Below are 24,540 nucleotides of genomic sequence, written 5' to 3' on the forward strand. Positions count from 1 at the left end.
CACTGGTGCGGTTGAAGCGGATGTCGGGGATGGGTGCGTCCTTCCTGATGCGCCCGAGTTCTTTTTGTGCCTTATACGCCTTGCAGACCGAGAAGATGGCGTTGCAGCACATCTGACTGCCCAGCGGTGTCGCTTCGCGCAGCATCGTATAGGTGCGCTGGTGCAGGCCGACGCGGTTGTAGAGACGGTGCTCGCGCACGATGGGAACGAGACGGTTGCAGGCGTCCGCATAGGCCACTTGAAGTGCTGCAAGACGGCCCGCGTGTTCTGCCGTCGTATCAAGCCGAATCGACGCCGTGTGCATCATCGCTCATCGCCTCTTGGTGACATACTCGGTATGCCGTTTGATAGACACAATTATGTTTCGTGACAACATCAACCATACGTCACAGTTTATACCACAGGGTGCGCGAAGCGCACCCGTAATTCCTCCCCTGACTCAAGTCAGGGGTTTCCTTGCGGAGATTCTATGAAAATGAATTGGTCCATTTATACCTCTTATCCCTCTCATGTATTCGGTTTCCACGGATGCGATGCAACAGTAGGGGAAGCCATTCTAGGTGGGAAAACCACTCATCTTGAGCCAAGCCAAAATGATTATGATTGGCTTGGGCATGGAATTTATTTTTGGGAAACCAACCCTGCCCGAGCATTAGCGTTTGCTGAAGAACGAGCTCTTGGAGGAAAAAACTCCAAAGGGAAAATCAAGCATCCGTTTGTGCTCGGCGCCATTATTGATTTAGGAAAGTGTCTCAACCTGCTCGACAGTCATGCCTTACAAGAATTGCAGGATGCCTATCAAATCCTACAAGCCACTGAAAGCGTCTTACCAAGCAACGGCAAAGCAAAATTATTGCGGAAATTAGATTGTGCAGTCATCCAGGCGCTTCATACGTCCCGACAAGAACTACAAGAACCTGCCTATCAAACTGTACGTGGCGTTTTTACAGAAGGTGCAGAGGTTTACCCTGGCGCAGGTTTCAATGACAGAGACCATATCCAAATCTGCGTCAGGGATTTATCTTGTATTAAGGGTTATTTTCGTCCAATCCATGATTAAGTTTTAGCCAATAACTGGCGGAGTGAGGTCAAAATGCTGATAAGCCAAGGCTGTTGCAACACGACCGCGAGGGGTACGTTGTAAATAACCCTGTTGAATTAAATACGGTTCGATCACGTCTTCAATCGTATCACTCGCTTCACCAATCGCAGCGCCAACATTGTCTAAACCTACCGGACCACCGGCAAACTTATAAATAATGGCCTCAAGCAACTTGCGGTCCATGACGTCCAAGCCTGCGCTATCAACATCTAACATCGACAACGCCGCATCCGCTACGGTTGCACTGACCACCCCATCGGCCCGCACATCGGCAAAATCACGAACCCGCCGCAGCAAACGATTGGCAATACGCGGTGTACCACGAGACCGACGAGCAATTTCATGCGCCCCTGCTGCTTCCATTTGCATTTCCAACAAATTGGCAGAGCGTGTCACAATTTGGGTTAATTCCTCATGGGTATAAAACTCCAACCGCGCCACAATGCCAAATCGGTCTCGCAGTGGGTTAGTTAACATACCCGCTCGCGTTGTTGCACCCACCAAAGTAAACGGGGGCAAATCGATTTTCACTGAGCGTGCCGCAGGGCCCTCGCCGATCATGATGTCAATTTGAAAATCTTCTAACGCTGGATATAGAATTTCTTCAACTACTGGCGATAAGCGGTGAATTTCATCGATAAATAGCACATCGTTCGGCTCAAGATTGGTCAGTAAAGCAGCTAAATCACCGGCTTTTTCTAATACTGGGCCAGAGGTTTGCCGCAAATTCACACCCAGTTCATAGGCAATAATATGCGCCAAAGTGGTCTTACCGAGGCCGGGAGGGCCAAATAGCAACACATGATCTAGGGCCTCACGGCGGCGTTTGGTGGCTTCAATAAAAATTTCTAATTGTTGGCGTGCCTTACGTTGCCCAACATACTCTTGCAATTGTTTTGGCCGTAACGCCCGTTCTAATACTTCCTCTTGCCGCGATTGGGGCGCAGGACTGATCATACGGGGGGCTTGGCTGTGTAAAGAATCGGTTTCAATCATTGCACTGACTTTTCAAGTTTAAGAGAACAAACGCCGTCTGCGCGCAACAGGTGCCAGAAGTAAAAAGCCAGCAAAACAACTCATTGCTAAAGCCATGCCAGCGACCACGTCACTGATGTAATGCACCCCCAACAAAGGACGGGTCAACGCAGCCAACACCACCAAAATCAATAACAACAACATCACTGGCAAGCGTAACCAACGCGGTAATAATGGCCATAACCCATAGGCCAATAATGCCAATAACAAGGTCGTTGCAGTGGCGTGGCCACTGGGGAAAGCGCTGCCACTGGTTGAAATCGCTACCTCTAACGTCGGTCTTGGTCGATCGAATGCAACTTTCAACAGGAAATTGATCAACCACCCACTGCCCAATAAAACCGGCGGCGCCCACCATAAACCACGCTGTTGTTTTGCAAACCACAGTCCTAATAGCAAAGACAAAGCAATCGATACGGCAGCACGCCCCAACCAGTCAATGGTCAAAGAAAAATGCCATGCCAAGGTAGCAATCGCCCCTTCACGCCACTGCACCCATTGCATACCCCACTGATCAATTTGCATTAACCAAGGTTGTTGACCTTGCCATGCCAATGCTAACCACATCACCAAAAATATCCCGCTGACCAACATCCCACCACACCAGCGCCAGCGCGATTGCTGCCCTTGTCGATCGGAATAAAAAGACCACGTTGCCATAAGTTAGAGCTTTGCTAATTGTTTAAGGGCGAGACGGATACCCGCCCCAACCTCGATGTCAGTGGGTAATGTCTCAACCACCGCCAGTGCAGGTTTTTCTTGATACCCCAGTGCAATAAGGGCTTGTGTAATATCACCGTGGGCATTGGAAAGCGGCGCACTCGTTATCGTATCCGATGCGGTCAGCTTGCCACGTAATTCTAAAATCAGACGCTCAGCAGTTTTTTTACCCACGCCGGGGACAGAAGACAGCTTTTTCACATCGTCGGTTGCCAACGCTTGAGCCAGTTCTTGTTGTGATAGCGTCGAGAGGATGGCAAGTGCCATTTTGGCACCGATACCCGACACTTTGATCAGTTGGCGAAACGTGGCACGTTCAGCCGCCGTGAGAAAACCGAATAGTAAATGAGCGTCTTCTCGAATCACCAAATGCGTATGCAGAGTGACGGTTTCTCCCAAAGCAGGCAGTTGTTCAAAACAGCGTAATGGCACGTCAATTTCATACCCCACCCCGTGCACATCCAATACTATCTGCGGTGCGTGTTTTTCTAATAACACACCGTGTAAACGTCCTATCATGACAACCTTTTCAAATCGGAAAAAAGACGTGCAGCCACAGTCCCAACGCCAGCAATAAGGGAGAAAGATGGGTTGCTAACAGCGTCGCGATAATCGCAGGGCGTAATGCCTGTGGTTGTGTTGCATGGCGCAGTAACTGTTGCCATGCAAAAAGAGATAACGGTAACGGTAGGGCCGCCAAACCTGCCCATACCGGCAATATCTGGTACAGGATAGCCGATAACAAGATGGCGTAGGCAACGACCGCCAATACACCATAACCCACTGCCGCCACTGCCAGCGGTAACCGAACAACCCAATGCCGCTTACCGGCCAATTGGTCTGCTTCACGGTCGGGGAATTGATTGAGGTAGAGCAACACCATCGCCAAACCGCCAAAACTGCCACCCGCAGCCAATACGGCAGGTGATAAGGGGGCGCCAGCAACCCAGGCACAGCCGATAGGCAATAGGGCGAAACCCAGCCACACACACAGCTCGCCCAAACCACGACTGTTCAAACGCAAGGGTGGCATAGAATAGGCCCACGCCAGTCCCACCCCAATCAGCCCCCAAATCACCACACCGCTGCCACGCTGCCACCACAAATAGCCGCCTATCGCTGTTGCTGCCAACAGCAAAACCACGCCAAACAGTGTCATCTGTTGCACCGTCAAGACGTGGTTTTGAATAAAGCGGCTACCGCCGGTAAAAGGAAATAAGCGGCGCTCATTGGCTGAGTCTGTACCATTATGGGCATCTGCCACATCGTTAATCACATTGGCCGCTGCATGTAACAACATCGCTCCCAGCATTGCCCATAGCAATAAAGCAAAGTCAGTGGCGTGGTGAAACTGTGCCAATGCCGCACCAAGGACACAAGCCACCACCGTCAACGTGAGAAACGCTGGGCGCGTTGCAGCCCAGTAACGAGAGAGTGGATGCGAAAAATGCTCCGGCAAAGGTTCTTGTAATGGCACCGCACTCATACCCAACGTCCTCCTTTGACGGTTAATCCACGCGGCACCCGCGCTGCCATGGTGCGGTGATTGGCATGACACAAAGCAACCGCCAAGGCATCCGCGGCATCCGCCTGTGGCGTACCCGATAAACGCAAATGATGCACCACCATCGCCTGCACCTGTTCTTTTGCTGCTTTGCCATGGCCGACTACCGATTGCTTGACCTGTAGCGCGGTGTATTCATGAATTGGCAAACTCGCTAAGACCAAGGCTGATAACACTGCCCCTCGCGCCTGCCCCAACATCAAAGTTGCCGCAGGATTCACATTCACGAATACCTGCTCGACGGCGGCTTCATGCGGCGCGTACAGCATCACCACTTCGCTTAAGCCATCTAACAACACCTTGATGCGTTCCGGCAAAGTGGCCCCTTGAGGGGTGCGGATACACCCCGAGGCAACATAGCGGCGTTCTTGTCCGTGTAAGTCAATGACGCCAAACCCCGTGAGACGGCTGCCGGGGTCGATCCCCAAGACACGCACTGCGCTTATTGCCATGTGTTTGCCAATTGCTCGGCCTCTTGCAGACGCGCTACCGTTCCTACGTCCAACCACGGGCCAGCAAAATATTCACCCGATACACGGCCTTGTGCCATCGCTTGCCGCAAGTAGGGAGCTAACTTGGCACGCTGTCCTGCAGCGACTGGCGCAAACAAATGGGGATGGTACAGGCCGATGCCGCTGAAGGTCAGAGTGGGTTGATCGATAACTTGCCCTTGGGCAGTCAACGAAAAATCACCCTCTGGATGATGAGTTGGGTTATCCACTAACACCAAATGGGCAAGCCGGTCTGCCGGCCATGCTGCAAGCTGTGGCAATAGCGCAGCAAAAGGAAAACGGGTGCAGATATCGCCGTTGACCACCAGAAAAGGATGTTCACCCAACAACGGCAGTGCGGTGGCAATCCCTCCTGCCGTTTCTAGGCCATCGGCGCCCTCATGGGAGTAAGCAATGTCGATACCCCAAGTTTGACCATTGCCCAGTGCCTGCGGCAGCTGAGCGCCTAACCAAGCGGTGTTAATCACCACCTCACGCACCCCTGCCGCCGCCAACGCTTCAAGGTGCCAAACAATCAACGGTTTGCCAGCCACTTTCAGCAACGGTTTAGGGGTATGGTCGGTGAGAGGGCGCATTCTTTCACCACGCCCAGCCGCCAAAATCATCGCCCGCATCAGAAGGTATACCCAACTTGTTCTTCAATCCCTGCTAGATCGCGCACAAGGGCACCCAATGGGCGCAATTCTTCGTAACGATTGCAGGTTTTGCGGATGTAATCGAGGAAACGAGGAATTTCGGCCAAATATTTGCTCTTGCCATCACGATAGTGCAGACGAGCAAAGATACCGGCGACTTTCAAATGACGCTGCACACCCATCCACTCGAAATCACGCCAAAACTCATCAATCTGTTCTGGCACAGGTAAACCGGCTTTGCGAGCTTGTTCCCAATAACGCACCACACAATCCAACACCAATTCATCATCAAAACCGATGAAAGCATCACGGGTTAGAGACAGAATGTCATAGCTAATTGGGCCAACCACGGCATCTTGGAAATCCAACACCCCCGGGTTATGTTCGGCAGTCAGCATCAAATTGCGAACCGTGAAATCACGATGCACCGGCACCGCCGCTTGTTGGGTGATATTGGCCAACAAAATCGCAATACCGTCTTCCCATACTTGCTGTTCTTGTACTGTCAAAGGACGGTTGAGGTGTTTGGCAGCAAACCATTCGGGGAATAGCATCACCTCACGGCGCAATAAGGCCTCATCATAGGGAGGAAGTTGACTGCCATCCGCTTGTTGTAATGCCACCAAACTCTCAATTGCGTGGCCCAATAACAGGCGCACCTGTGGCAAGGCAGGGTTATTAAACGGGATGAAGCCGGCAAAGGGTGCGAAAACATCAAGATAGGTTTGTGAACCAAAGTCTTCTAGTAGTAAGAAACCTTGTTCCAACGATTGTGCTTGAATACGTGGCGTATTAACCCCTGCGGCACGCAATAATTCAGCAATCCGCACAAATGGGCGACAATCTTCGTGTTCAGGTGGCGCATCCATCACAATAAAACTGTTACCTTGTGGCAAGCTAACACGGTGATAGCTGCGAAAACTGGCATCACTTGAAGCAGGGGCCACGGTAAAATCAGTATGACCAAGAACAGAAACTAACCAAGTTTGCATCAAAGAGGTACGAGACATGGGGGCTTTCGTTGCGAGAAGAAAGGATTTATGCGATTTTATCCGCCTTTGATTTTTGCCGCACGGCATCTACACCAGATTGCGTCCTATCCTATGCCCCGTCTCCGCCCTGTTGTGCTTGCCGTCTGTACGGCATTTTTACTGCCCGTGTCTGTTTATGCTGATGATCCGGTGCTGGTCACCGCGCCGCCAGCCGTCGATGGACAGATCACTGTTGAAGCCGATCATATTGAAGGGGTGGTAGAACAACGACTCCATGCCAAAGGGCAGGTGAAAATCCAACGTGGGCAAGAGCAGGTGGAAGCCGACTGGCTCGATTACTACCAAAATCGACAGCGTGTGGTTGCCGGTGATCGTGTGCGAGTAGAACGTAACGGCGATGTGCTCACGGGAACGACCTTAGACTATGTATTTGATCCTGCGGCAGAACAAGGGGTACTGCACCAAGCGGATATCCGCGTCAGTGAACGTAAATTGCGTGCTGATGCTGCTGTTGCACGGTTATATGGCCAAAAACGCTATGGGCTAGAACAAGCCCGTGTCACCACCTGTGCCCCCGGCAATGATGATTGGTATATCCGAGCTCGACAGATTGATGTCGATTATCAAGCCAATGTCGGGGTGGCACGCGATGGGGTGCTTGAATTTCATGGTATACCCATTCTGTATTCGCCTTATCTTGATTTCCCCGTCAATGGCAACCGTAAAAGTGGTTTCTTAGCCCCAACCTTCGCCTCACGCAGCGATGCTGGCGCAGACTTCCGCCTGCCGTACTATTTTAATTTGGCACCGAATTACGATTTGACATTGGCACCGCGCATTCTGTCACGGCGTGGCTTGATGTTGGGTGGCGAGTTCCGTTACCTGCAACCTGACTACAAAGGCTTTATTTCTGGTGAGTATCTGCCAGACGATCAGCTCTCCCAACAAGACCGCTATGCCCTGCGTTTTGAGCATGAACAAAAACTGCGTTCCGATTTACTGTTCAGTGCACGGGTCAACTATGCCTCGGATGATGACTATTTCCGCGACTTCGGTAATCGTGCCAGTCTGGCCGACAATGTAAATTTGGTACGCGAAGCAGTGTTGACATGGCTGCCCGGGTTTGGGGTGGGGCAACTGCGTATTCAACGCTATCAAACGCTGCAAGATCGTATTGCAAAAATTGATGCACCCTACTCGCGGCTGCCTCAAATCACCTTTTCCACTGCTCAAACTTTACCCTATGGTTTTGAATTGAGTTTTAACAGTGAATATGTCGATTTTGCCCACGACACCAAACGAGAAGGACAGCGGCTCACCCTCCAGCCAAGCATCAGCCTACCGTTACGCACCAGCTATGCCCATCTGATCCCCAAACTCAGCCTGAATTATCGCCAGTATCAACTGGATCGTTTCCAACAACAGGCGGCTACCAATAAAAGTTTTTTCACCCCGACTTTCTCGCTCGATGCTGGCTTACAACTTGAACGTGAAGCGACTTTCTTTGGTGATCAGGCCATTCAAACCTTAGAACCACGATTGCTATATGTGCGAACACCATACCGCAATCAAGATATGTTGCCGTTGTTTGATACCACGGAAAACAGCTTCGATTTTGCACAGATGTTCGCCGAAAATCGCTTTTCTGGTGGAGATCGATTAAGTGATGCGAATACCCTCACCGCAGCACTGACGACACGGTTTATTGACCAAGACAGCGGTGTAGAGCGTTTCCGCCTTGGTATTGGTCAACGCTATGTCTTCACCGATCAAAAAGTCACTTTGACGGGGCTACCAGATGAACGCAAACGTTCTGACTTTTTAGCCAGCGTTGGCGGCCAAATTTTCCGTCACACCACACTGCAAGCCACCTATCAATACAACACCGAACTGCGGAAGACCGAGCGCTATGCCGTCGATTTGCGCTATCAACCTGCCGCCGGTAAAACCTTATCAGCCCGCTATCGCTATGGTCGCAATGAGTTGTTCTTTAACACGCAAACCCGCGATACCCTGCGCCAGCTCGATATTGCAGCCCAATGGCCGGTGACTCGCAATTGGTATGTGGTTGCCCGTGAAAACTACTCACTGCGCGATAAACGCTCGCTAGAACATTTGCTAGGGGTGGAATACCACGCCGATTGCTGGGCAATCCGTGCGGTGGGTCAACGCTATGTCAGTGGTGTTAACCAATCTTCTAACGGTGTCTTCTTACAACTCGAACTTAACGAGCTAGGCGGTTTAGGCTCTAATCCTTTAGAAACTCTGCGCTTAGCCATTCCCGGTTACAGCAAAATCAATGAACCCGAAGGGCTCGCACCATGATTACCACTCGTCTTTCTACGCTTTGCCTTGCTTTATGTCTCTCTGCCAGTGTTTGGGCAGCACAACCCCAGCCGGTACGAACCGTTGACCGGATTATTGCCGTGGTCAATAAAAGCGTGATTACAGAACGCGGCTTAAACGATCGTGTTTTACAAGCAAAACAAAATTTACAGCGACAAAATGTGCCAGCACCGGCAGATAACCAATTACGAGCACAGGTGTTGGAACGCATGATTAGCGAAGAAGCGCAAATGCAGTATGCCTATAACAATGGTGTGCGCTTAGATGAACAAGAGCTAGAACAAACCATCGACCGCCTCGCAGCGGCCAATCAACTCAGTCCCGAGGCATTTCGGCAAAAACTCAAACAACAAGGCATTCAATATCAAACTTTCCGTGAAGACGTACGCCGCGAAGTCATTATGCAGCGTTTACGCGAACGCGAGATTGACAGCAAAGTGGCCGTCAGCGATTCCGAAGTGGATGCGTTCCTCAACAGTGCGGTCAACGTAGGCCGCAGCGAATATCGCTTGGCGCATATTTTGATTGCGGTGCCCGAAACCGCCACACCTGCCCAAGTTGAACAAAAAGCTAAACGCGCAGAAGAAGCCGCCAATCGCTTAAAACAAGGGGCCAACTTCGCCCAAGTCGCAGCCAGTTATTCTGATGCCGCTGATGGTTTGTCTGGCGGTGAACTCGGTTGGCGACCTGCATCGCGACTGCCACCACCTTTTGTTGAGGTGTTGAACAGTTTGGAGCGTAACCAAACTAGCCGTGTATTACGTTCTGCCTCTGGCTTTCATATTTTTAAATTATTGGATAAACGTAGCCGTGGTGAAGCGCAGTTAGTCGAACAAGTACACGCCCGCCACATTCTGATTAAAGTCAGTGATAGCGTTGGGGATAAAGAAGCCAAACAACGCTTAGATGAAGTGCAACAGCGTTTAGCGCAGGGCATGAGTTTTGTCGAAGCAGCGCGCCGTTATTCAGAAGATGGTAGCGCATCACGCGGTGGTGATTTGGGTTGGCTCAGCCCAGGTGATACCGTGCCTGAGTTTGAAAAAGTGATGTATAGCTTGGCACCCAATAAGATCAGTGCACCGGTACGGTCGATGTTTGGTTGGCATTTAATCGAAGTGATTGAAAAACGCCGCCAAGATTTAGGCTCTGAACGGGAACGGGCACAAATTCGCCAAGAATTAAAAGCGCGTAAAGCAGAACAGCAATACCAAGACTGGCAACGCCAACTGCGTGATTCGACCTATATCGAAAACCATTTGAACGACGAAACAAACTCATGAACCACGCATGGCTTGCAATCACAGCAGGGGAACCAGCAGGGATTGGCCCTGACCTGCTGTTACAACTGATTCGCCATCCTGCCGCCGCGCATTCAGTGTTGTTGGCTGATATCGAGGTCTTGTCGGCGCGTGCTGCCCAGCTCGGGCACACAGTGCAATGGATGCCGTGGACCGAGACCGCCGAGCCACAAGCGCTACCAGACAATCACCTGTGGGTGGCGCATCATCCGGTGGCAGCGCCCGTGATAGCAGGCCAGCTCAACCGTGCCAATGCCGCCCATGTATTGGCCCTGTTGGAAACCGCGTGCGCGGGCTGTCTCAGTGGCCGCTTTGCTGCCATGGTAACGGCGCCGGTTCACAAAGGCGTTATTAACGATGCCGGCGTGCCTTTCAGTGGTCATACCGAATGGCTGGCCGAGCGCACAGGCACACCGCTGGTAGTGATGATGTTGGTTGGCAGCGGCATGCGCGTGGCGCTGGCCACCACCCACCTGCCGCTACGGGCAGTGGCAGATGCCATTACACCGGAAGGATTAGCGCAGGTACTTCGCATTACCTATGCCGATTTACAGCAAAAATTTGGCATCCGCCAACCACGATTGTTAGTTGCAGGCTTGAATCCACATGCAGGAGAAGGCGGCCATTTAGGCCGCGAAGAGCTTGATGTCATCATCCCGGTGTTAACCCAACTGCGGCAGGAAGGGATGGACTTGGTGGGCCCTTTACCAGCAGATACCCTGTTTCAAGAAAAATACTTGCAACAAGCCGATGCCGTGTTAGCGATGTATCACGATCAGGGATTACCGGTGTTAAAACATGCCAGCTTTGGGCAAGGGGTGAACATCACATTAGGGCTGCCGATTATTCGCACATCAGTGGATCATGGCACCGCCCTCGATTTGGCAGGACGCGGCCAAGCCGAAGCTGGCAGTTTGTGGGCAGCGGTCGATTTGGCGTGGCAATTAGTGAAACAACGACAATAGCAGTTAAATTTTCATTAAATTTAATATATTTTCACTTTTATAAACTTCATTTGCGGATAAGCAAGGACGCAGTATCATTAACTGTATTTTTTAGGTATTGTCGATACAATCTCATACTCTTGTTTAACTGATTAGCCTTCTAACGCAGAGCTCGACGATCATGCTAGATAATGATACCGCCTTGGTTATCGATGATTCCCACGCCACACGTAAAGCCGTGTGTAGCATTCTGCGTGAGCAATTACATTGCCAACAGATTTTAGAAGCAGAAGACGGCCAAACAGGGTTAGCCCTGCTGCGCAATCACCATGAACGGGTCGATTGGATTTTTTGCGATTGGGACATGCCTCGCATGAATGGAGATGAAGTATTAACGGCGGTGCGCTCCGACCCCAATACCGCACACTTGCCCTTTATTATGATCACCACCCGTTCTGACCGTGACTCCTTGGTCTCAGCGGTTCAGCTTGGGGTATCGGCCTATATTGTTAAGCCGTTTAACGCCAAGACTGTCATTGACAAAGTGATGATGCTGCACAACAAGATGGACCGCCGCAATGCCGATCGTGTCCAAACTGTCAGTGAATTGCCATTGACTTTGCACTTTGCCGACAATCGCGACCTCGAAGCAGCGATGCTCGATATTTCGCTCTCTGGCATGTTGACGATGGTATCGGCGGAACAAGCGCGTGGCATTTGTGTGTTTGATGATGGAGAAGCCAAAATTGAAACCAAGCTTGCCGAGCGAGAAAAACTGCTTTTACCCATACAAATCATTCGTTTAGAAGCCGACCCGATGGCGCCGGGGAAAACCGATATGATCCGTATTGCCCTGCGCTTTCGGCCCATGGAAAAGGAAATTCGCACCCATCTAGCCGACTTTATTGAGCATTTAGCGCGGGAATGAACGGTTTTCACACTGCAACGCAGCAAGATTGGGGTAACATCGCGGTTTTCTGCTTTTTGCCTGTACGGATATGACCGCGACTCTCCCAGTGCAACGCCTCCGCGAAATACCTTATAACTACACTTCCTTCTCCGACCGAGAAATCGTCGTTCGTCTGTTAGGCGAAGAGATGTGGTCCCTGCTCAATAGCTTACGCAGTGAACGCCGTACCGGTCGTTCAGCGCGGATGTTGTTTGAAGTGCTGGGAGATATTTGGGTTGTCGAGCGCAACCCCTACTTGCAAGATGATCTACTGGAAAACCGTGCCCGCTTAGATGCGTTGGTTCAAGCCATGGGTCATCGTTTAGCAGAAATTGCCAAACGCCGCAGCGGTAACGACCGCGTTCATGCTCTACTCGCTGCCGCCGAACAAGCCGTCGTCAACTTTGCACGCCGTTTTGATGAAACGGCACAACTACGGCAAAAAGTGCTCACCCGCATGGGTTCGCTGACCCGCCGCGATAATATCTGTTTCGATGGCCTAGCCCGTGTCTCGCACGCCACCGACGCCACCGACTGGCGGATTGAATTCCCATTTGTGGTGTTAAATCCCGATAGCGAAGCCGAAATTGCCCCCTTGGTCGCCGCCTGTATTGAACTTGGCCTCACCATCATTCCGCGAGGCGGTGGCACCTGTTATACCGGTGGTGCCATTCCACTCACGCCCTATTCTGCCGTGATTAACACGGAAAAACTCGATCAACACCAAGGGGTGGAATATATCGAGTTACCCGGTTTAACCGGCACCCACGCCACCATTCAATGTGGCGCAGGGGTGGTCACGGCGCGGGTGTCAGAAACCGCCGGCGCCAATGGCTTAGTGTTTGCGGTTGACCCGACCTCTGCCGAGGCTTCCTGTATTGGGGGCAATGTCGCCATGAATGCCGGCGGCAAAAAGGCGGTGTTATGGGGCACTGCCTTAGACAACCTCGCTTCATGGAAAATGGTCGATCCCGATGGTAACTGGCTGTTTATTGAACGGGTTGGCCACAACTACGGCAAAATTCATGATGTTGATGTGGCACAGTTCCGCATCACACGGTTTACCCCCGATGGACTCACCCAACTGAGCCAACAGACATTAGACATCCCAGGCGCCTCATTCCGTAAAGTTGGCTTGGGTAAAGATGTCACCGATAAATTTTTATCTGGACTCCCCGGCGTACAAAAAGAAGGCACCGATGGCATTATCACCAGTGCCCGCTTTGTCCTCCACCGGATGCCAAAACACACCCGTACCGTGTGCTTAGAATTTTTTGGTACGGTGGCTCAAGCCACACCAGCAATTGTTGAAATTACCGATTTGTTTAAGCCCGAAGGCGCAGGTACCGCTGCTGGGGTGAAATTAGCTGGTTTGGAACATTTAGATTGGCGCTATGTTCGGGCAGTGGGGTATGCCACCAAAGCCAAGTCGAAAGGCCGCCCAAAAATGGTGTTGATCGCCGATATTGTGTCGGATGATGAAAACGCTGTGGGTGACATGGCCAGCCAAATTGTACGTTTGGCAAATGCACGGGCCGGTGAGGGCTTTATTGCCGTTACCCCCGAGGCACGCAAAAAATTCTGGCTCGACCGCAGCCGTACCGCCGCCATTGCCCGCCATACCAATGCCTTCAAAATCAATGAAGATGTGGTCATTCCACTGCCACGGTTGGGGGATTACTCGGATGGGATTGAGCGCATCAATATCGAGCTCTCGATCAGCAATAAAATCAAACTACTCGAACAACTCGCGGCTTTCTTTCATGGCCGGTTGCCGGTGGATAAATTGGGCTCGAATCTGCCCTCGACTGAGCTCATCGGTGATCGCCGTAATAGTGCCTTGGAATTGATCGAGGCAGTGCGTGAACGGTGGCAATGGATTTTGCAAGGCTTAGATCAACCCTTCAGTGAATACCGCACGCGCTATCCAGAAGCGCCGCTAGAAAATGTGACGCCACCAGAACCACCGCAAACGGTCTTCCACGCCTTGCGTGATTTTCTGTTGCGGGTCAGTTGGAAACACGAGTTACTGGCCGACTTAGAGTCGATGTTTGGTGGAAAAACCGATGCACCGATGATGGAAGCTATCCGCGCCATCCATCAGCGCGTTCTGCGTGGACGGGTGTTTGTGGCATTACACATGCACGCCGGTGATGGTAATGTCCACACCAATATTCCGGTCAACTCCGACGACTACGACATGCTCCAAACCGCCCACCGCGCGGTGGAACGGATTATGGTATTGGCACGTGGCCTCAACGGTGTCATCTCAGGCGAACATGGAATTGGCATTACCAAGCTTGAATTCCTCACCGATGACGAGCTGGCCCCATTTATCGAATATAAAAAACGGATTGACCCGAACGGACACTTTAATAAAGGCAAGCTGCATCGTGGGGCAGATTTAAGCAATGCCTATACCCCTTCTTTTGAACTGTTGGGGGCAGAATCGCTGATTTTAGAGCAATCCGATCTTGGGCAAATTTCCCATTCGGTGAAAGACTGTTTGCGTTGCGGTAAATGTAAACCTGTTTGTTCCACGCACGTCCCGCGCGCCAACTTGCTCTATTCGCCACGCAATAAAATTTTAGGCGTGGGTCTACTCACTGAGGCGTTCTTATACGAAGAACAAACTCGTCGTGGTGTGAGTTTTAAACACTTCGATGAACTGGCTGATGTGGCCGACCATTGCACCGTGTGTCATAAGTGCGTCAACCCTTGCCCAGTGAAAATCGACTTTGGTGATGTATCGATGGCTATGCGTAATTTCTTACGCAAAGCCGGCAAGCGCAAGTTCAATCTCGGCACCGCAGCGGCAATGGCATTCCTCAATGCAAAAGATCCTTCGACGATTAAGCTCTTGCGTAAAGGGGTGATTGAACTTGGCTATAAAGCACAACGCTTTGGCCATGAAGTCGCCAAAAAAGCCGGATTGGCACAACAACAAACGCAGACCCCACCCGCCACCGTCGGTAAATTGCCGGTGAAAGCGCAGGTGATTCAGTTTATCAATCGTCCGATGCCCGGTAATTTGCCGAAGAAAACGGCACGCGCTTTATTGGATATTGAAGATAGCAATATCGTGCCAGTCATTCGCAATCCACAATTAGCTAACGAAGACAGCGAAGCAGTATTCTATTTCCCGGGCTGTGGCTCCGAGCGTTTGTTCTCACAAGTCGGCCTCGCAACACAAGCCATGCTGTGGCATGTTGGCGCGCAAACGGTGTTGCCGCCGGGCTATTTGTGCTGCGGTTATCCACAAAATGCCAGTGGACAGGCAGACAAAGGTGAAAAAATCACCACCGAAAACCGTGTGCTGTTCCATCGTGTGGCCAATACCTTAAATTATCTCGACATCAAAACCGTGGTGGTCAGCTGTGGTACCTGTTACGACCAGCTGGCAAAATATGAATTTGAGCAAATTTTCCCCGGCTGTCGCATCGTTGATATTCACGAATATCTGATGGAAAAAGGCGTGAAATTGGAAGGGGTGAATGGGGTGAAATATCTCTATCACGATCCCTGCCACACACCGATGAAACAACAATCGCCGATTAAAACCGTACAGGCTTTGGTTGGTGCCGAGGCGGTTTTATCCGACCGTTGCTGTGGTGAATCGGGCACCTTGGCAGCGACACGACCGGATGTATCCAATCAAGTCCGTTTCCGCAAAGCAGAGGAAATCCAAAAAGGTCTGGCTACTTTGGCACCAGCCGCCACCGAGCAAGTTAAAATCTTGACCTCCTGCCCCTCCTGTTTACAAGGCCTCAATCGCTATGGCCCTGAATCGGGGACAGAAGCTGATTACATCGTCATTGAACTGGCACGGCATGTTTTGGGTGAAAATTGGTTGCCGTCTTATATTGAGAAGGCACGTCAAGGGGGGATTGAGCGTGTGTTGTTATAAGGAAAGTTGGCCATGCCTATGAACCCACCTGAATTGCTAGAGTGGCTACGCGATTTTCAGGGCATCATCGGTGCCTTGTTCGGTAGCACCCTAACTTATTATGTGTTGCGGGGGTTTTCGCGGCGCGAGGAACAACGGGCAAAACGGGAAGCATGGCTGGTTATCGTAGGCGAGTTGGCTTCATACTCCACCTTTGCCGAAGCCCTCTTGGGCCCACAACGTACCTCACGTAATTCTGGTGAATTGGCCAAGGCCATCCACAGTATTTTGCGGATGGCACCGGTGCAAACCTTTCATGAAAGCAGCTTTGCTGCCCTGATGCTGGAACAACCAGCGGTTTGCCGTGAATTACAACGCTTTTTGTTGAAGGTACGCGCCACATCGAGTTTGGCAGATACTTTACGTTATGAAATCGTTGCAATGGCCAATCCAGAGAAACCGCCTAATATCGACCGCTGTGCTGGTTTATTAGAAGCCCTGATTGTGCAATACCGTGAAACCGGTGCACTCGCCACCGAGGTTATTCGGTTGATTGATAAAGTGGTGTTTAAAGGGAAATTAGGTGATCCTGTGGCACATATTCCAGCCGGCCACATCATGCAGCAGCAGTTGGTGACGCAGAAGGGGTAATGTGATGCCAAACGTGTGTCCACTGTGCCACGCCACAGGGGGTGAATTGTTGTATCAAGATGAAAAAGTGCGGGTAGTTTGGGTCACCGATGAACCAGACTATCCGTGGTTTATACGGGTGATTTGGCAGCAGCATGTGGCCGAGATGACCGATTTATCCGCAGAAGATCGTGATTATTTGCTAAGTTGGGTGTGGAAGGTGGAACAGGCGATGCGTGAGGTCGCCATGCCAGATAAAATTAACCTAGCCAGCCTAGGCAATATGGTGCCCCATTTACATTGGCATCTCATCGCACGCTATCAAACCGACCGCCACTTCCCCGCCCCCATCTGGGCTCCTGCCCCAGATCGCCCCTATCAACGCCCAAACCTTGATGCCGCTACGCAGGACATTTTTATCAAAAAAATTTTAGATCAGTAGCATGGTGGGCATGATTTTGTGTCTATGAAACAAACCAAATAGGTATACCGACAAAAGATAGGCACAAAAGCAGTGTCTACCTTCATCTTCAAAGAAGAATAATAATTAGGGGCACCTACGAAGTGCCCCTAATTGGATTTAATAAATTTTTGTTAATTAGTAATTATTAGGCGGTAATTTTCTGACGTTGAAAGTGCTTACGCTATCGCGTAATTCTTCTGCCACAGCGCGAATTTCGGTGGCTAAGACCAACGACTGTTTCACCAACTCATCATTAGCCTGTGCGCTATGTGCAACGTCTTCCACTTGCTGACCGATTAAATCAGTTGCAGCTAATTGGGCATTGATCGCCTGTGCAATTTCTTGCACCGCTTGTGCCACTTGTTCCGAAGAATGCGTAATACGGCTAATCGCTTCGCCAGCATCCCCCGCCACCCCCACACTTTGCCCCACCTGACTGACCAAACTACTCATACTCAATAGCGCAGAATCTTTACTTTGCGCCATATCAGCAATCATATTCTGAATTTCGTTAGTGGATGTCGCCGTCCGTTCGGCCAATTTACGAACTTCATCCGCCACCACCGCAAAACCCCGCCCTTGCTCACCCGCCCGTGCAGCCTCAATCGCTGCATTCAATGCTAACAAGTTGGTTTGTTCGGCAATTTCTTTAATCACATTTGCAATGCCAGCAATACGGTCGGTTTGTTGACCCAACTTATCAATATCAGCAGACGTTACCTGAATCACTTCGGACATCCGACGCATATCTTGTACCGTCCGAATCATCACCTGACCACTCTCCCGCGCTTCGCTGGCGGAAGTTTTCGACAAGGTTTCACCACGCACAGCAAATGAAGCAACGGTATTAAAGCTATCAGTGAGATGTTTTACTTCGCTACTAATCCGTTGTGCAGAGTCGCTTTGACGGGCTGAATGTTCCGCAACGGTTTGTGAGGCGTGGTGTAACGAGGCACAGTTATCGTGTACCGTTACCGCATGTTCAGCAATGCCACGCATCAAGCGGCGGAATTTGGTTTGCATTTCCACCACTGAATTAAACAGCTTGCTATGCGCCTGAGCGCCTTCAATCTCAATTTGCGCCGCTAAATCACCATTTGACATCACTTGCGCCAACATCGACACCGCCGCGCTTTCAATCGCCTCTTGCCGCATGCGAATCGACATCACAACTAACATAGCGGTTTCCAACACCACAAACAGGGCATGAATCGACACCGTCCAAAATTGGGTACCTTCGGGATAAGCCCAAACGGGGAATTGTTGTGCTTCTAGCCAAAAGAACACCAGATGATGAACAGCAATTAACACCGCTGCCACCACAATCGGTAACCAGTCACGGTAATACAGCAAAAAGGCAAGGAAACAGAAAATAGCAAAGTGCATTTCAATCAGACCGTGTGCCTGATGAATAAACAATGCGGAAAAGATCATAAAAGAAGCCGCAACGGCAATGCGTGTGGCCAAGGCTCCTTGCGGGCTCAGTCGCATAATAACGAAAGGCATCCCTGCCGCAGGGAGGCCAATTAACAGCGCCTCTAACCACGTGCCATACCATGTTGCCAAGCCCAAACTGGCGAGGAACAGCACTGCCAACACCGGCATAAAAATCAAATCGGCTTTATGGCGCGATTGATTCAAATGCCCTGCAATGGAAATTGTGTCGTTATTCATGCTTAACCCTTCGTTATCATGCTTTGAGGGGTGATACAAAAGCTGGCTGGGAGACCATCACGCCATGCCAACCACCATAAGCTACCGAAGCTATATCCCAACCACAATATCAATAGCATCACAATATACTTAGTACGTCGAGAAGATTTCATGTTTTATCCCGAAAACACAAATTTACTGCCTTTTTACACGAAAGCAGCATGATTTTCACGTTCATTTATTAAAAACAACAAATTTTTTCAGGTTCATTTTACAAATCAATAGAATAGATATTCAAGTTCTAGCCAGCATTCACGCCTTGCCACCGGCTGTGTTAGCTTTCGCTCCTTTTTTGCAAAGGCTTCTTTCATGTTACGTGTTGTTTCAGCCAATCTAAATGGCATTCGCTCTGCTGCAAGCAAAGGATTTTTTGAATGGATGACCCGTAGTGATGCCGATATTGTTTGTGTGCAAGAGCTCAAGGCACAAGCGGCCGACCTCACCGAAAGCATGAAGCATCCAGCGGGGTATCATGGTTTTTTCCATCATGCAGAGAAAAAAGGGTATTCGGGCGTAGGTCTCTACTGTCGTCAAACACCGGATCGGGTGATCTATGGCATGGGACATGAACGGTTTGATGCCGAGGGTCGGTTTATCCGAGCCGATTTCGGCATGTTATCGGTGATCTCAGTTTATTTACCCTCGGGTTCATCAAGCGAGGAAAGACAACAGGCGAAATTTGAATTTTTAGCTGCTTTTCAACCGTTATTACAGATGATGCAGCAAGAACAACGACAATTTGTAATTTGTGGTGATTGGAATATCGCGCATCAGGAAATCGATCTGAAAAATTGGAAAGGCAATCTCAAAAACTCGGGATTTTTACCCGAGGAGAGGCAATGGCTCACCGATTTGTATGCCAGTGGTTGGGTTGATGTCTATCGTCAGTGCTATCCCACCGCCGGCGAGGAAGGCTATACATGGTGGAGCAATCGCGGCCAAGCGTATGCCAATAATGTTGGTTGGCGGATTGATCTACAAGTCGCCACCCCCGCTATCGCTGCCCAAGCCACACAGGGTTATGTCTATAAAGAGCAGAAATTCTCCGACCACGCGCCATTGGTGCTGGATTACCTCGATATGCCGTAAATGAATACGGATTTTTGCTGATTTGAGCAAAGATAACGTCGCTATTCATGCACTGCAGCAAAGACATAAAAGCTCATGGTATCCTTGTCGCATTTTTCATCGTTGAGCTTGGATACCATGAGCGATTTTCGTCAAGATTTCATTCGTTTTGCCCTAGATGAACAAGTGCTACGCTTTGGCGAGTTTGTGACCAAAGCCGGGCGTTTATCTCCTTACTTCTTCAATGCCGGTTTGTTCAACCACGGCCAAAGCTTGTTAGCCTTGTCACGTTTCTACGCACGTTCGATTACCGAATCTGGTGTCCAATTCGACATGCTCTTTGGCCCCGCTTACAAAGGCATTACCCTTGCTGCTGGCACGTCGATGATGTTGGCGGCGGAGCATGGCCGAGATATTCCTGTGGCGTTTAACCGCAAAGAAGCCAAAGACCACGGCGAAGGTGGGGTGCTGATCGGGGCACCGTTGCAAGGCAAAGTTTTGATTATTGATGATGTGATTTCTGCGGGTACATCCGTCCGTGAATCGGTCAATCTGATTCGGGCTGCGGGTGCGGAGCCAGCGGGGGTAGCGATTGCATTAGACCGCATGGAGCGTGGGCAAGGTGAATTGTCTGCGACTCAAGAAGTGGCACAGCAATATGGCATTCCCGTCATTGCGATTGCCACGCTGCGTGATTTAATGACCTTTTTGCAAGACAGTGAAGCACTCGCGCAATATCGCGATGCCGTCGCCGCTTATCGGGCGCAATATGGTGTTGAGGGCTAACTTAGATGAGCCAGAAGCCGCCTGTCACCGCCGCTATTCGTGTGCTACGCGCACATCGGGTTGTGTTCAGCGATCATCTGTACGACTACGAGGAAAAAGGCGGCACGCGAGTGTCGTCGCAAGCCTTAGGCGTTGATGAGCATGTGGTGATTAAAACATTGATCATGCAAGACGAGCAGCGCAAGCCACTGATTGTGTTGATGCATGGTGATTGTGAGGTTTCAACGCGAAATTTGGCGCGGCAGATCGGGGTTAAAACCATCACCCCCTGCCCGCCAGAGGTTGCCAATAAACACTCGGGCTATCTTGTTGGCGGTACCAGCCCATTTGGTACCCGTAATCCGATGCCGGTTTATATGCAGGCCAGCATTGTCGATTTAGAGAAAATTTACCTCAATGGGGGTAAACGCGGTTATCTGGTTGGCCTCTCGCCTCAGGCAATTTTGCCGATCCTACAACCTACGCTGGTTGATGTAGCGATTCCTAAAGACGCTTAATGGGCAGTCGCTAACTGCCAACATACCGCGAAACCTAAGCACAAAGAACGCGCCATACCAGTCCAGATATGGCGCATTCGTCAATGCACCCACACTCTGCGCAACAAGCTATTGTGGGTTTACCGACTTCGTGGTTTCGAAATATCCCACTAACTGTTTAAGCTGATCGGCTGCGGTTTTAAGGCGTTCAGAAGCGGCATACGCCGATTGGGTTTCATGGCGATTATCGACAATTAACTCAGCAATCTGCCCCATTTTTTCCGCAATCTCTTCTGCACCAAACGCCTGCAAGCGTGTCGATACCGCCGCCTGTTGTGCCAGCGCCATCACCTGCTGCGCCAAACTTTCCAACTCCGCCCGAATCAGCTCACGATCACGAACCGTAAAGTGCAACTGTTCTGCCGTCGTCGCCAACTGCTCCACTTGTTCACCCAAACGCCCCGATTCGGCAACCGTATCACGCATCGCAGCTGTGGCTTGATATACCCGGTCGTGCTGTTCTTCCGAATGTTCCGCCACTTCAAACAAGGCGGTATTGAGATGATGGCAGCTGCCATAGATGCGATTCGAGACCAAACTGATCTCATCCATCATCACTTTTAAATGCAGCTGCATCGTCGCAATGGCGCGGTTTAGCTGTCCGGTTTCACCATGACCAGATAAATCCACTGGGTCGGTTAAATCACCCTGTGCAATACGGTCAAAACGCGTGATGGCTTTATTTAACGGCTGCACAATATCGCGCAGGAAAATCGCGCCCACAATCAACACCGCAAAAATACCAAACGCAATCCCTGCCATGGCGGCTTCCCAAATACTGCGGTTGCGTTCACGGGTTTCTTGATAGGCTATTTGAGCGTTCGCGCGCATGGTTTGTTGCAGTTTTTGGTTGGTTTGTGCCGCCTCGTGATACAGCGGTGATAAATGCAACGAAACTAACTGGGCGGCACGTTCGAATTGACCGGCGGCTAAAGCGGCTTCAATCGGTTTTAGGCCATGCTCAAGATAACGCTGGTAGCGGTGTTCAAATGCCAGCCGCGCACTTTTTGCAGCGACATCCATTTCAACCGCTTGCACTTCCTGCCATAAGCGTTCCATCTCGGTGCGCCGTGCCTGAATATCAGCAAGGCGCGAGGCAGGAGTCATCGCCTGTTCATCCCCTTGCCGTTGTTGATCGGCATCACGCTGAAATTCGAGCAAAACCGCGCGATTCTCTAGCATCAATCGGTCGATCTCGCTGACCTTACCAATCGGAATCAGTTGTTGTTGATACAACGAGGTCAAGGCATCATTCGATAGCCGCAAGCCACCAATCCCCAAGATACCACCAGCAAGCATCAGGAAAATCACAAAAATACACCCCAACCAAAAACCATTTTTAATGGTCATTAAATTGGGCAATTTGCGTTCGGGAATGCCTGCGCCGGTTTCACGCAACTGTGCATAAAGCGCCTCTGTGCGTTCAATTTCTTTACGATCAGCGCGTTGCCGTACCGACATATAGCCGATGGTTTCGTTATTCTTTCGCACCGGCACAACACAAGCATCAACCCAATAAAAACCGCCGTCTTTACAGCGATTTTTCACCAAACCACGCCAAGGGCGGCCACGTTGTAGGGTGCGCCACATCCACGCAAAGGCCGCTGGCGGCATATCGGGATGGCGGACGATATTGTGACTACGCCCAATCAACTCATCAGCAGAAAAGCCACTGACCTTGATAAATGCTTCGTTGGCATAGGTAATGACCCCCTTTAAATCGGTTTTCGAAACCAGCGAAACACCTTCTTCGAGTTCGGTTTCTCGATCAATAACAGGCAGATTCTGTTTCATCGTCATGTTGCGAGAGACCTGCTGTGACACCGCAGGCAGGGATAGCACAGCATGATAATCATGCCCCTGTTCTCGCCCTCCTATGTTGATTTTGCTATCCAGATTTAATCTCAACCCACCACAGCATTAAGAAGCCGCAGCAACAGTTTCTTTTTCTTTACTGGCCTCGGGCTTTAACCACAACCGTTTAATAATCAGCGAAGCAGAACGACATTCTTCAACCGGCACCATCGCCGTCACTTGCTGTTCAGGATTCACAATATGACAGGGTTTCGGTTGCAACATGGGCATACCTTGTACGTCATACAACACAAAAGAGGTGGGTGGTAGCTCGGGGGCAGTAGGGCGCGCTTTAATCACAGCAATTTCACCGGTGTTCAGTTTCAACAATGCCCCAGGCGGATATTTTGTGAGTAATTTAAATAAAGCGGCAACTTGCAAAGCATCATAACGGGTTTCACGCTCTAAAAAGAGCTGCCGCAAAGCATTAGCAGGAAATTGCGGTTTACGCGCTGGATAGGGAATGACCATCGCGGCATACGAATCGCACAGACCAAGCAGGCGGGTGCCGGCATCCAACTGATCTCCCGCTAACTTAGCCGGATAGCCAGTACCATCACAACGCTCGTGATGTTGACTCACCCATTGCAACCACAGACTCTCGGTGACCCCCTGCCGTTGTAACAAGGCCACCGAACGCACCGAATGTTCATTCACCAAAGCCCGCTGACTGTCAGAAAGGGTTTTGCCTGCTCCGGCGAGTGCTTCATCCATTGGCCATAGGCCAAGGTCACGCGTCAGTGCCGCACAAACTAGCATCACTTTTTCCTGACCGGCAATGCCGACAGCAGGGGCTAACAAGGCCGTTAAACACGCACCGAGAAATTGCTGAATCACCCGATAGGGATTTTGGCGATCGAGATGGCTGGCCGCTAATAGACTGTCTGGATCGTCTTGTGCGGCTTCAATTAAATGATTGGCCAAGGTTTGCACATGGGTGGAAAAATCAACTCGACCGGGATCTTGTAAAGCTAAGGCGAATAAACGCTTTAAGCTCAGGGCCATACTATCAGCCCGAGCAAAGACAGGATCTTTGAGTTGCACAGTTTTGGCAGGCAGCGGCCCACCATCTACCATCGGTTCGTCATCATCGCCAGCTTCACGCACAAACACCCCGCGCGCAAGTAGGCTATCGACATGACGTTGCATGGTAATCACATAACCTTGGCGCAACAGCAAATTGCCGTGCTCGTCGTGCAGTGCCCAAGGTAGGGGTTCGTTAAGAACCAAATCGGTCTGGCGGATGCGACGCATGGCCTTCCACACTCTAAGCTAAAGGTTTATGACAAGGCTGCAATAAGACAGAACTTTTCTATATTCGCATAGGGGTAAATGAAACAAATTTATCAATTTTTGATTGACGTCAACATGAGCAACAACATAAGCATTTTTAAAGATGTTTAATGACAAAAACATTATCAAAAAAGACCTATCGATGCTGATTAGGGTTGCGCTGTGCTACACTTGACGCCATTTCCTTGGCCTAGCCCTAGACTAAAAGACTCCA

Annotated in this window: 23 protein-coding genes; 11 read left to right on the plus strand and 12 right to left on the minus strand. The window is 50.6% G+C overall.

Annotated features, from left to right (window positions below; genetic code table 11):
- Positions 1-307 (minus strand): hypothetical protein (locus tag ACYVJG_RS06450; RefSeq protein ID WP_460430317.1); only part of this gene is annotated, 307 nt, incomplete at its 3' end.
- Between the two features lie 162 nt (positions 308-469).
- Between ACYVJG_RS06450 and ACYVJG_RS06455 the strand changes: the two genes are divergently transcribed.
- Positions 470-1,060 carry a hypothetical protein gene (locus ACYVJG_RS06455; protein WP_460430318.1) on the plus strand — a complete coding sequence of 197 codons (591 nt, stop codon included), beginning with the start codon at positions 470-472 and terminating at the stop codon, positions 1,058-1,060.
- Between the two features lie 3 nt (positions 1,061-1,063).
- Here the strand turns inward: ACYVJG_RS06455 and ruvB are convergent, their stop codons facing one another.
- Genes ruvB through ACYVJG_RS06490 form a run of 7 tightly spaced genes read right to left on the minus strand, consistent with a single transcriptional unit; the run spans position 1,064 to position 6,578 of the window.
- Complete coding sequence (ruvB, locus tag ACYVJG_RS06460) at positions 1,064-2,098, minus strand: Holliday junction branch migration DNA helicase RuvB (RefSeq protein ID WP_460430319.1); 1,035 nt, start codon at positions 2,096-2,098, stop codon at positions 1,064-1,066.
- 18 nt (positions 2,099-2,116) lie between these two features.
- Positions 2,117-2,797 carry a phosphatase PAP2 family protein gene (locus ACYVJG_RS06465; protein ID WP_460430320.1) on the minus strand — a complete coding sequence of 227 codons (681 nt, stop codon included), beginning with the start codon at positions 2,795-2,797 and terminating at the stop codon, positions 2,117-2,119.
- Positions 2,798-2,800: 3 nt separating this feature from the next.
- Entirely contained in the window at positions 2,801-3,376 is a 576-nt protein-coding gene (gene ruvA, locus ACYVJG_RS06470) for a Holliday junction branch migration protein RuvA (RefSeq protein ID WP_460430321.1), read from the minus strand.
- A 10-nt stretch (positions 3,377-3,386) separates the two neighbouring features.
- Positions 3,387-4,343, minus strand: coding sequence for a UbiA family prenyltransferase (locus ACYVJG_RS06475; RefSeq protein ID WP_460430322.1), 957 nt, complete (start codon positions 4,341-4,343; stop codon positions 3,387-3,389).
- On the minus strand, positions 4,340-4,873 hold the full coding sequence (ruvC, locus tag ACYVJG_RS06480) for a crossover junction endodeoxyribonuclease RuvC (protein WP_460430323.1): 534 nt from the start codon (positions 4,871-4,873) through the stop codon (positions 4,340-4,342). Before ruvC ends, ACYVJG_RS06475 begins: the two co-directional genes overlap by 4 nt.
- Positions 4,864-5,547, minus strand: a complete 684-nt coding sequence (gene murU, locus ACYVJG_RS06485) for an N-acetylmuramate alpha-1-phosphate uridylyltransferase MurU (RefSeq protein WP_460430324.1) — start codon at positions 5,545-5,547, stop codon at positions 4,864-4,866. The genes ruvC and murU overlap by 10 nt, the downstream gene beginning before the upstream one ends.
- Positions 5,547-6,578: an aminoglycoside phosphotransferase family protein gene (locus ACYVJG_RS06490; protein ID WP_022654235.1), complete on the minus strand. Its 1,032-nt coding sequence runs from the start codon at positions 6,576-6,578 to the stop codon at positions 5,547-5,549. Before ACYVJG_RS06490 ends, murU begins: the two co-directional genes overlap by 1 nt.
- 30 nt (positions 6,579-6,608) lie before the next feature.
- Between ACYVJG_RS06490 and ACYVJG_RS06495 the strand changes: the two genes are divergently transcribed.
- The 7 genes from ACYVJG_RS06495 to ACYVJG_RS06525 all read left to right on the plus strand — a co-directional run bounded on the left by ACYVJG_RS06495 (position 6,609) and on the right by ACYVJG_RS06525 (position 17,055).
- Positions 6,609-8,885 carry an LPS-assembly protein LptD gene (locus ACYVJG_RS06495; protein WP_460430325.1) on the plus strand — a complete coding sequence of 759 codons (2,277 nt, stop codon included), beginning with the start codon at positions 6,609-6,611 and terminating at the stop codon, positions 8,883-8,885.
- Entirely contained in the window at positions 8,882-10,186 is a 1,305-nt protein-coding gene (locus tag ACYVJG_RS06500) for a peptidylprolyl isomerase (protein WP_460430326.1), read from the plus strand. The genes ACYVJG_RS06495 and ACYVJG_RS06500 overlap by 4 nt, the downstream gene beginning before the upstream one ends.
- Positions 10,183-11,169 (plus strand): 4-hydroxythreonine-4-phosphate dehydrogenase PdxA, encoded by a 987-nt coding sequence (gene pdxA, locus ACYVJG_RS06505; RefSeq protein ID WP_460430327.1) that lies wholly within the window; start codon positions 10,183-10,185, stop codon positions 11,167-11,169. The genes ACYVJG_RS06500 and pdxA overlap by 4 nt, the downstream gene beginning before the upstream one ends.
- A gap of 160 nt (positions 11,170-11,329) precedes the next feature.
- Positions 11,330-12,076 carry a response regulator gene (locus ACYVJG_RS06510; RefSeq protein ID WP_460430328.1) on the plus strand — a complete coding sequence of 249 codons (747 nt, stop codon included), beginning with the start codon at positions 11,330-11,332 and terminating at the stop codon, positions 12,074-12,076.
- Between the two features lie 70 nt (positions 12,077-12,146).
- On the plus strand, positions 12,147-16,004 hold the full coding sequence (locus tag ACYVJG_RS06515; RefSeq protein ID WP_460430329.1) for a DUF3683 domain-containing protein: 3,858 nt from the start codon (positions 12,147-12,149) through the stop codon (positions 16,002-16,004).
- A 12-nt stretch (positions 16,005-16,016) separates the two neighbouring features.
- A complete protein-coding gene (locus ACYVJG_RS06520; RefSeq protein WP_460430330.1) occupies positions 16,017-16,634 on the plus strand; it encodes a hypothetical protein in 618 nt (205 codons plus the stop codon).
- A 4-nt stretch (positions 16,635-16,638) separates the two neighbouring features.
- Positions 16,639-17,055: an HIT family protein gene (locus ACYVJG_RS06525; protein WP_460430331.1), complete on the plus strand. Its 417-nt coding sequence runs from the start codon at positions 16,639-16,641 to the stop codon at positions 17,053-17,055.
- 156 nt (positions 17,056-17,211) lie between these two features.
- On the opposite strand, the gene ACYVJG_RS06530 is transcribed toward ACYVJG_RS06525, so the two are convergent.
- Together ACYVJG_RS06530 and ACYVJG_RS06535 are read right to left on the minus strand one after the other, a co-directional pair.
- Positions 17,212-18,750, minus strand: a complete 1,539-nt coding sequence (locus ACYVJG_RS06530; protein WP_460430332.1) for a methyl-accepting chemotaxis protein — start codon at positions 18,748-18,750, stop codon at positions 17,212-17,214.
- 2 nt (positions 18,751-18,752) lie between these two features.
- Positions 18,753-18,902: a hypothetical protein gene (locus ACYVJG_RS06535; protein ID WP_460430333.1), complete on the minus strand. Its 150-nt coding sequence runs from the start codon at positions 18,900-18,902 to the stop codon at positions 18,753-18,755.
- A gap of 196 nt (positions 18,903-19,098) precedes the next feature.
- On the opposite strand from ACYVJG_RS06535, the gene ACYVJG_RS06540 reads away from it, so the two are divergent.
- From ACYVJG_RS06540 to ACYVJG_RS06550, 3 genes are all read left to right on the plus strand, one after another.
- Positions 19,099-19,878 (plus strand): exodeoxyribonuclease III, encoded by a 780-nt coding sequence (locus ACYVJG_RS06540; RefSeq protein WP_460430334.1) that lies wholly within the window; start codon positions 19,099-19,101, stop codon positions 19,876-19,878.
- Between the two features lie 117 nt (positions 19,879-19,995).
- Positions 19,996-20,643 carry an orotate phosphoribosyltransferase gene (gene pyrE / locus ACYVJG_RS06545; protein ID WP_022654131.1) on the plus strand — a complete coding sequence of 216 codons (648 nt, stop codon included), beginning with the start codon at positions 19,996-19,998 and terminating at the stop codon, positions 20,641-20,643.
- 5 nt (positions 20,644-20,648) lie between these two features.
- A complete protein-coding gene (locus tag ACYVJG_RS06550) occupies positions 20,649-21,140 on the plus strand; it encodes an aminoacyl-tRNA deacylase (protein WP_460430335.1) in 492 nt (163 codons plus the stop codon).
- Between the two features lie 108 nt (positions 21,141-21,248).
- Here ACYVJG_RS06550 and ACYVJG_RS06555 read toward each other — a convergent pair whose 3' ends face one another.
- Positions 21,249-22,973, minus strand: a complete 1,725-nt coding sequence (locus ACYVJG_RS06555; protein WP_460430336.1) for a methyl-accepting chemotaxis protein — start codon at positions 22,971-22,973, stop codon at positions 21,249-21,251.
- Positions 22,974-23,099: 126 nt separating this feature from the next.
- Positions 23,100-24,287, minus strand: a complete 1,188-nt coding sequence (locus tag ACYVJG_RS06560) for an HD-GYP domain-containing protein (protein ID WP_460430337.1) — start codon at positions 24,285-24,287, stop codon at positions 23,100-23,102.
- Positions 24,288-24,540 lie beyond the last annotated feature (253 nt).

This window comes from Aquaspirillum soli (genome assembly GCF_054781915.1).

Coding starts and splice junctions, on each gene's coding strand:
- ACYVJG_RS06455 (WP_460430318.1), top strand. CDS start 470: ATGAAAATGAATTGGTCCATTTATACCTCTTATCCCTCTCATGTATTC.
- ruvB (WP_460430319.1), bottom strand. CDS start 2,098: ATGATTGAAACCGATTCTTTACACAGCCAAGCCCCCCGTATGATCAGT.
- ACYVJG_RS06465 (WP_460430320.1), bottom strand. CDS start 2,797: ATGGCAACGTGGTCTTTTTATTCCGATCGACAAGGGCAGCAATCGCGC.
- ruvA (WP_460430321.1), bottom strand. CDS start 3,376: ATGATAGGACGTTTACACGGTGTGTTATTAGAAAAACACGCACCGCAG.
- ACYVJG_RS06475 (WP_460430322.1), bottom strand. CDS start 4,343: ATGAGTGCGGTGCCATTACAAGAACCTTTGCCGGAGCATTTTTCGCAT.
- ruvC (WP_460430323.1), bottom strand. CDS start 4,873: ATGGCAATAAGCGCAGTGCGTGTCTTGGGGATCGACCCCGGCAGCCGT.
- murU (WP_460430324.1), bottom strand. CDS start 5,547: ATGCGGGCGATGATTTTGGCGGCTGGGCGTGGTGAAAGAATGCGCCCT.
- ACYVJG_RS06490 (WP_022654235.1), bottom strand. CDS start 6,578: ATGTCTCGTACCTCTTTGATGCAAACTTGGTTAGTTTCTGTTCTTGGT.
- ACYVJG_RS06495 (WP_460430325.1), top strand. CDS start 6,609: ATGCGATTTTATCCGCCTTTGATTTTTGCCGCACGGCATCTACACCAG.
- ACYVJG_RS06500 (WP_460430326.1), top strand. CDS start 8,882: ATGATTACCACTCGTCTTTCTACGCTTTGCCTTGCTTTATGTCTCTCT.
- pdxA (WP_460430327.1), top strand. CDS start 10,183: ATGAACCACGCATGGCTTGCAATCACAGCAGGGGAACCAGCAGGGATT.
- ACYVJG_RS06510 (WP_460430328.1), top strand. CDS start 11,330: ATGCTAGATAATGATACCGCCTTGGTTATCGATGATTCCCACGCCACA.
- ACYVJG_RS06515 (WP_460430329.1), top strand. CDS start 12,147: ATGACCGCGACTCTCCCAGTGCAACGCCTCCGCGAAATACCTTATAAC.
- ACYVJG_RS06520 (WP_460430330.1), top strand. CDS start 16,017: ATGCCTATGAACCCACCTGAATTGCTAGAGTGGCTACGCGATTTTCAG.
- ACYVJG_RS06525 (WP_460430331.1), top strand. CDS start 16,639: ATGCCAAACGTGTGTCCACTGTGCCACGCCACAGGGGGTGAATTGTTG.
- ACYVJG_RS06530 (WP_460430332.1), bottom strand. CDS start 18,750: ATGAATAACGACACAATTTCCATTGCAGGGCATTTGAATCAATCGCGC.
- ACYVJG_RS06535 (WP_460430333.1), bottom strand. CDS start 18,902: ATGAAATCTTCTCGACGTACTAAGTATATTGTGATGCTATTGATATTG.
- ACYVJG_RS06540 (WP_460430334.1), top strand. CDS start 19,099: ATGTTACGTGTTGTTTCAGCCAATCTAAATGGCATTCGCTCTGCTGCA.
- pyrE (WP_022654131.1), top strand. CDS start 19,996: ATGAGCGATTTTCGTCAAGATTTCATTCGTTTTGCCCTAGATGAACAA.
- ACYVJG_RS06550 (WP_460430335.1), top strand. CDS start 20,649: ATGAGCCAGAAGCCGCCTGTCACCGCCGCTATTCGTGTGCTACGCGCA.
- ACYVJG_RS06555 (WP_460430336.1), bottom strand. CDS start 22,973: ATGAAACAGAATCTGCCTGTTATTGATCGAGAAACCGAACTCGAAGAA.
- ACYVJG_RS06560 (WP_460430337.1), bottom strand. CDS start 24,287: ATGCGTCGCATCCGCCAGACCGATTTGGTTCTTAACGAACCCCTACCT.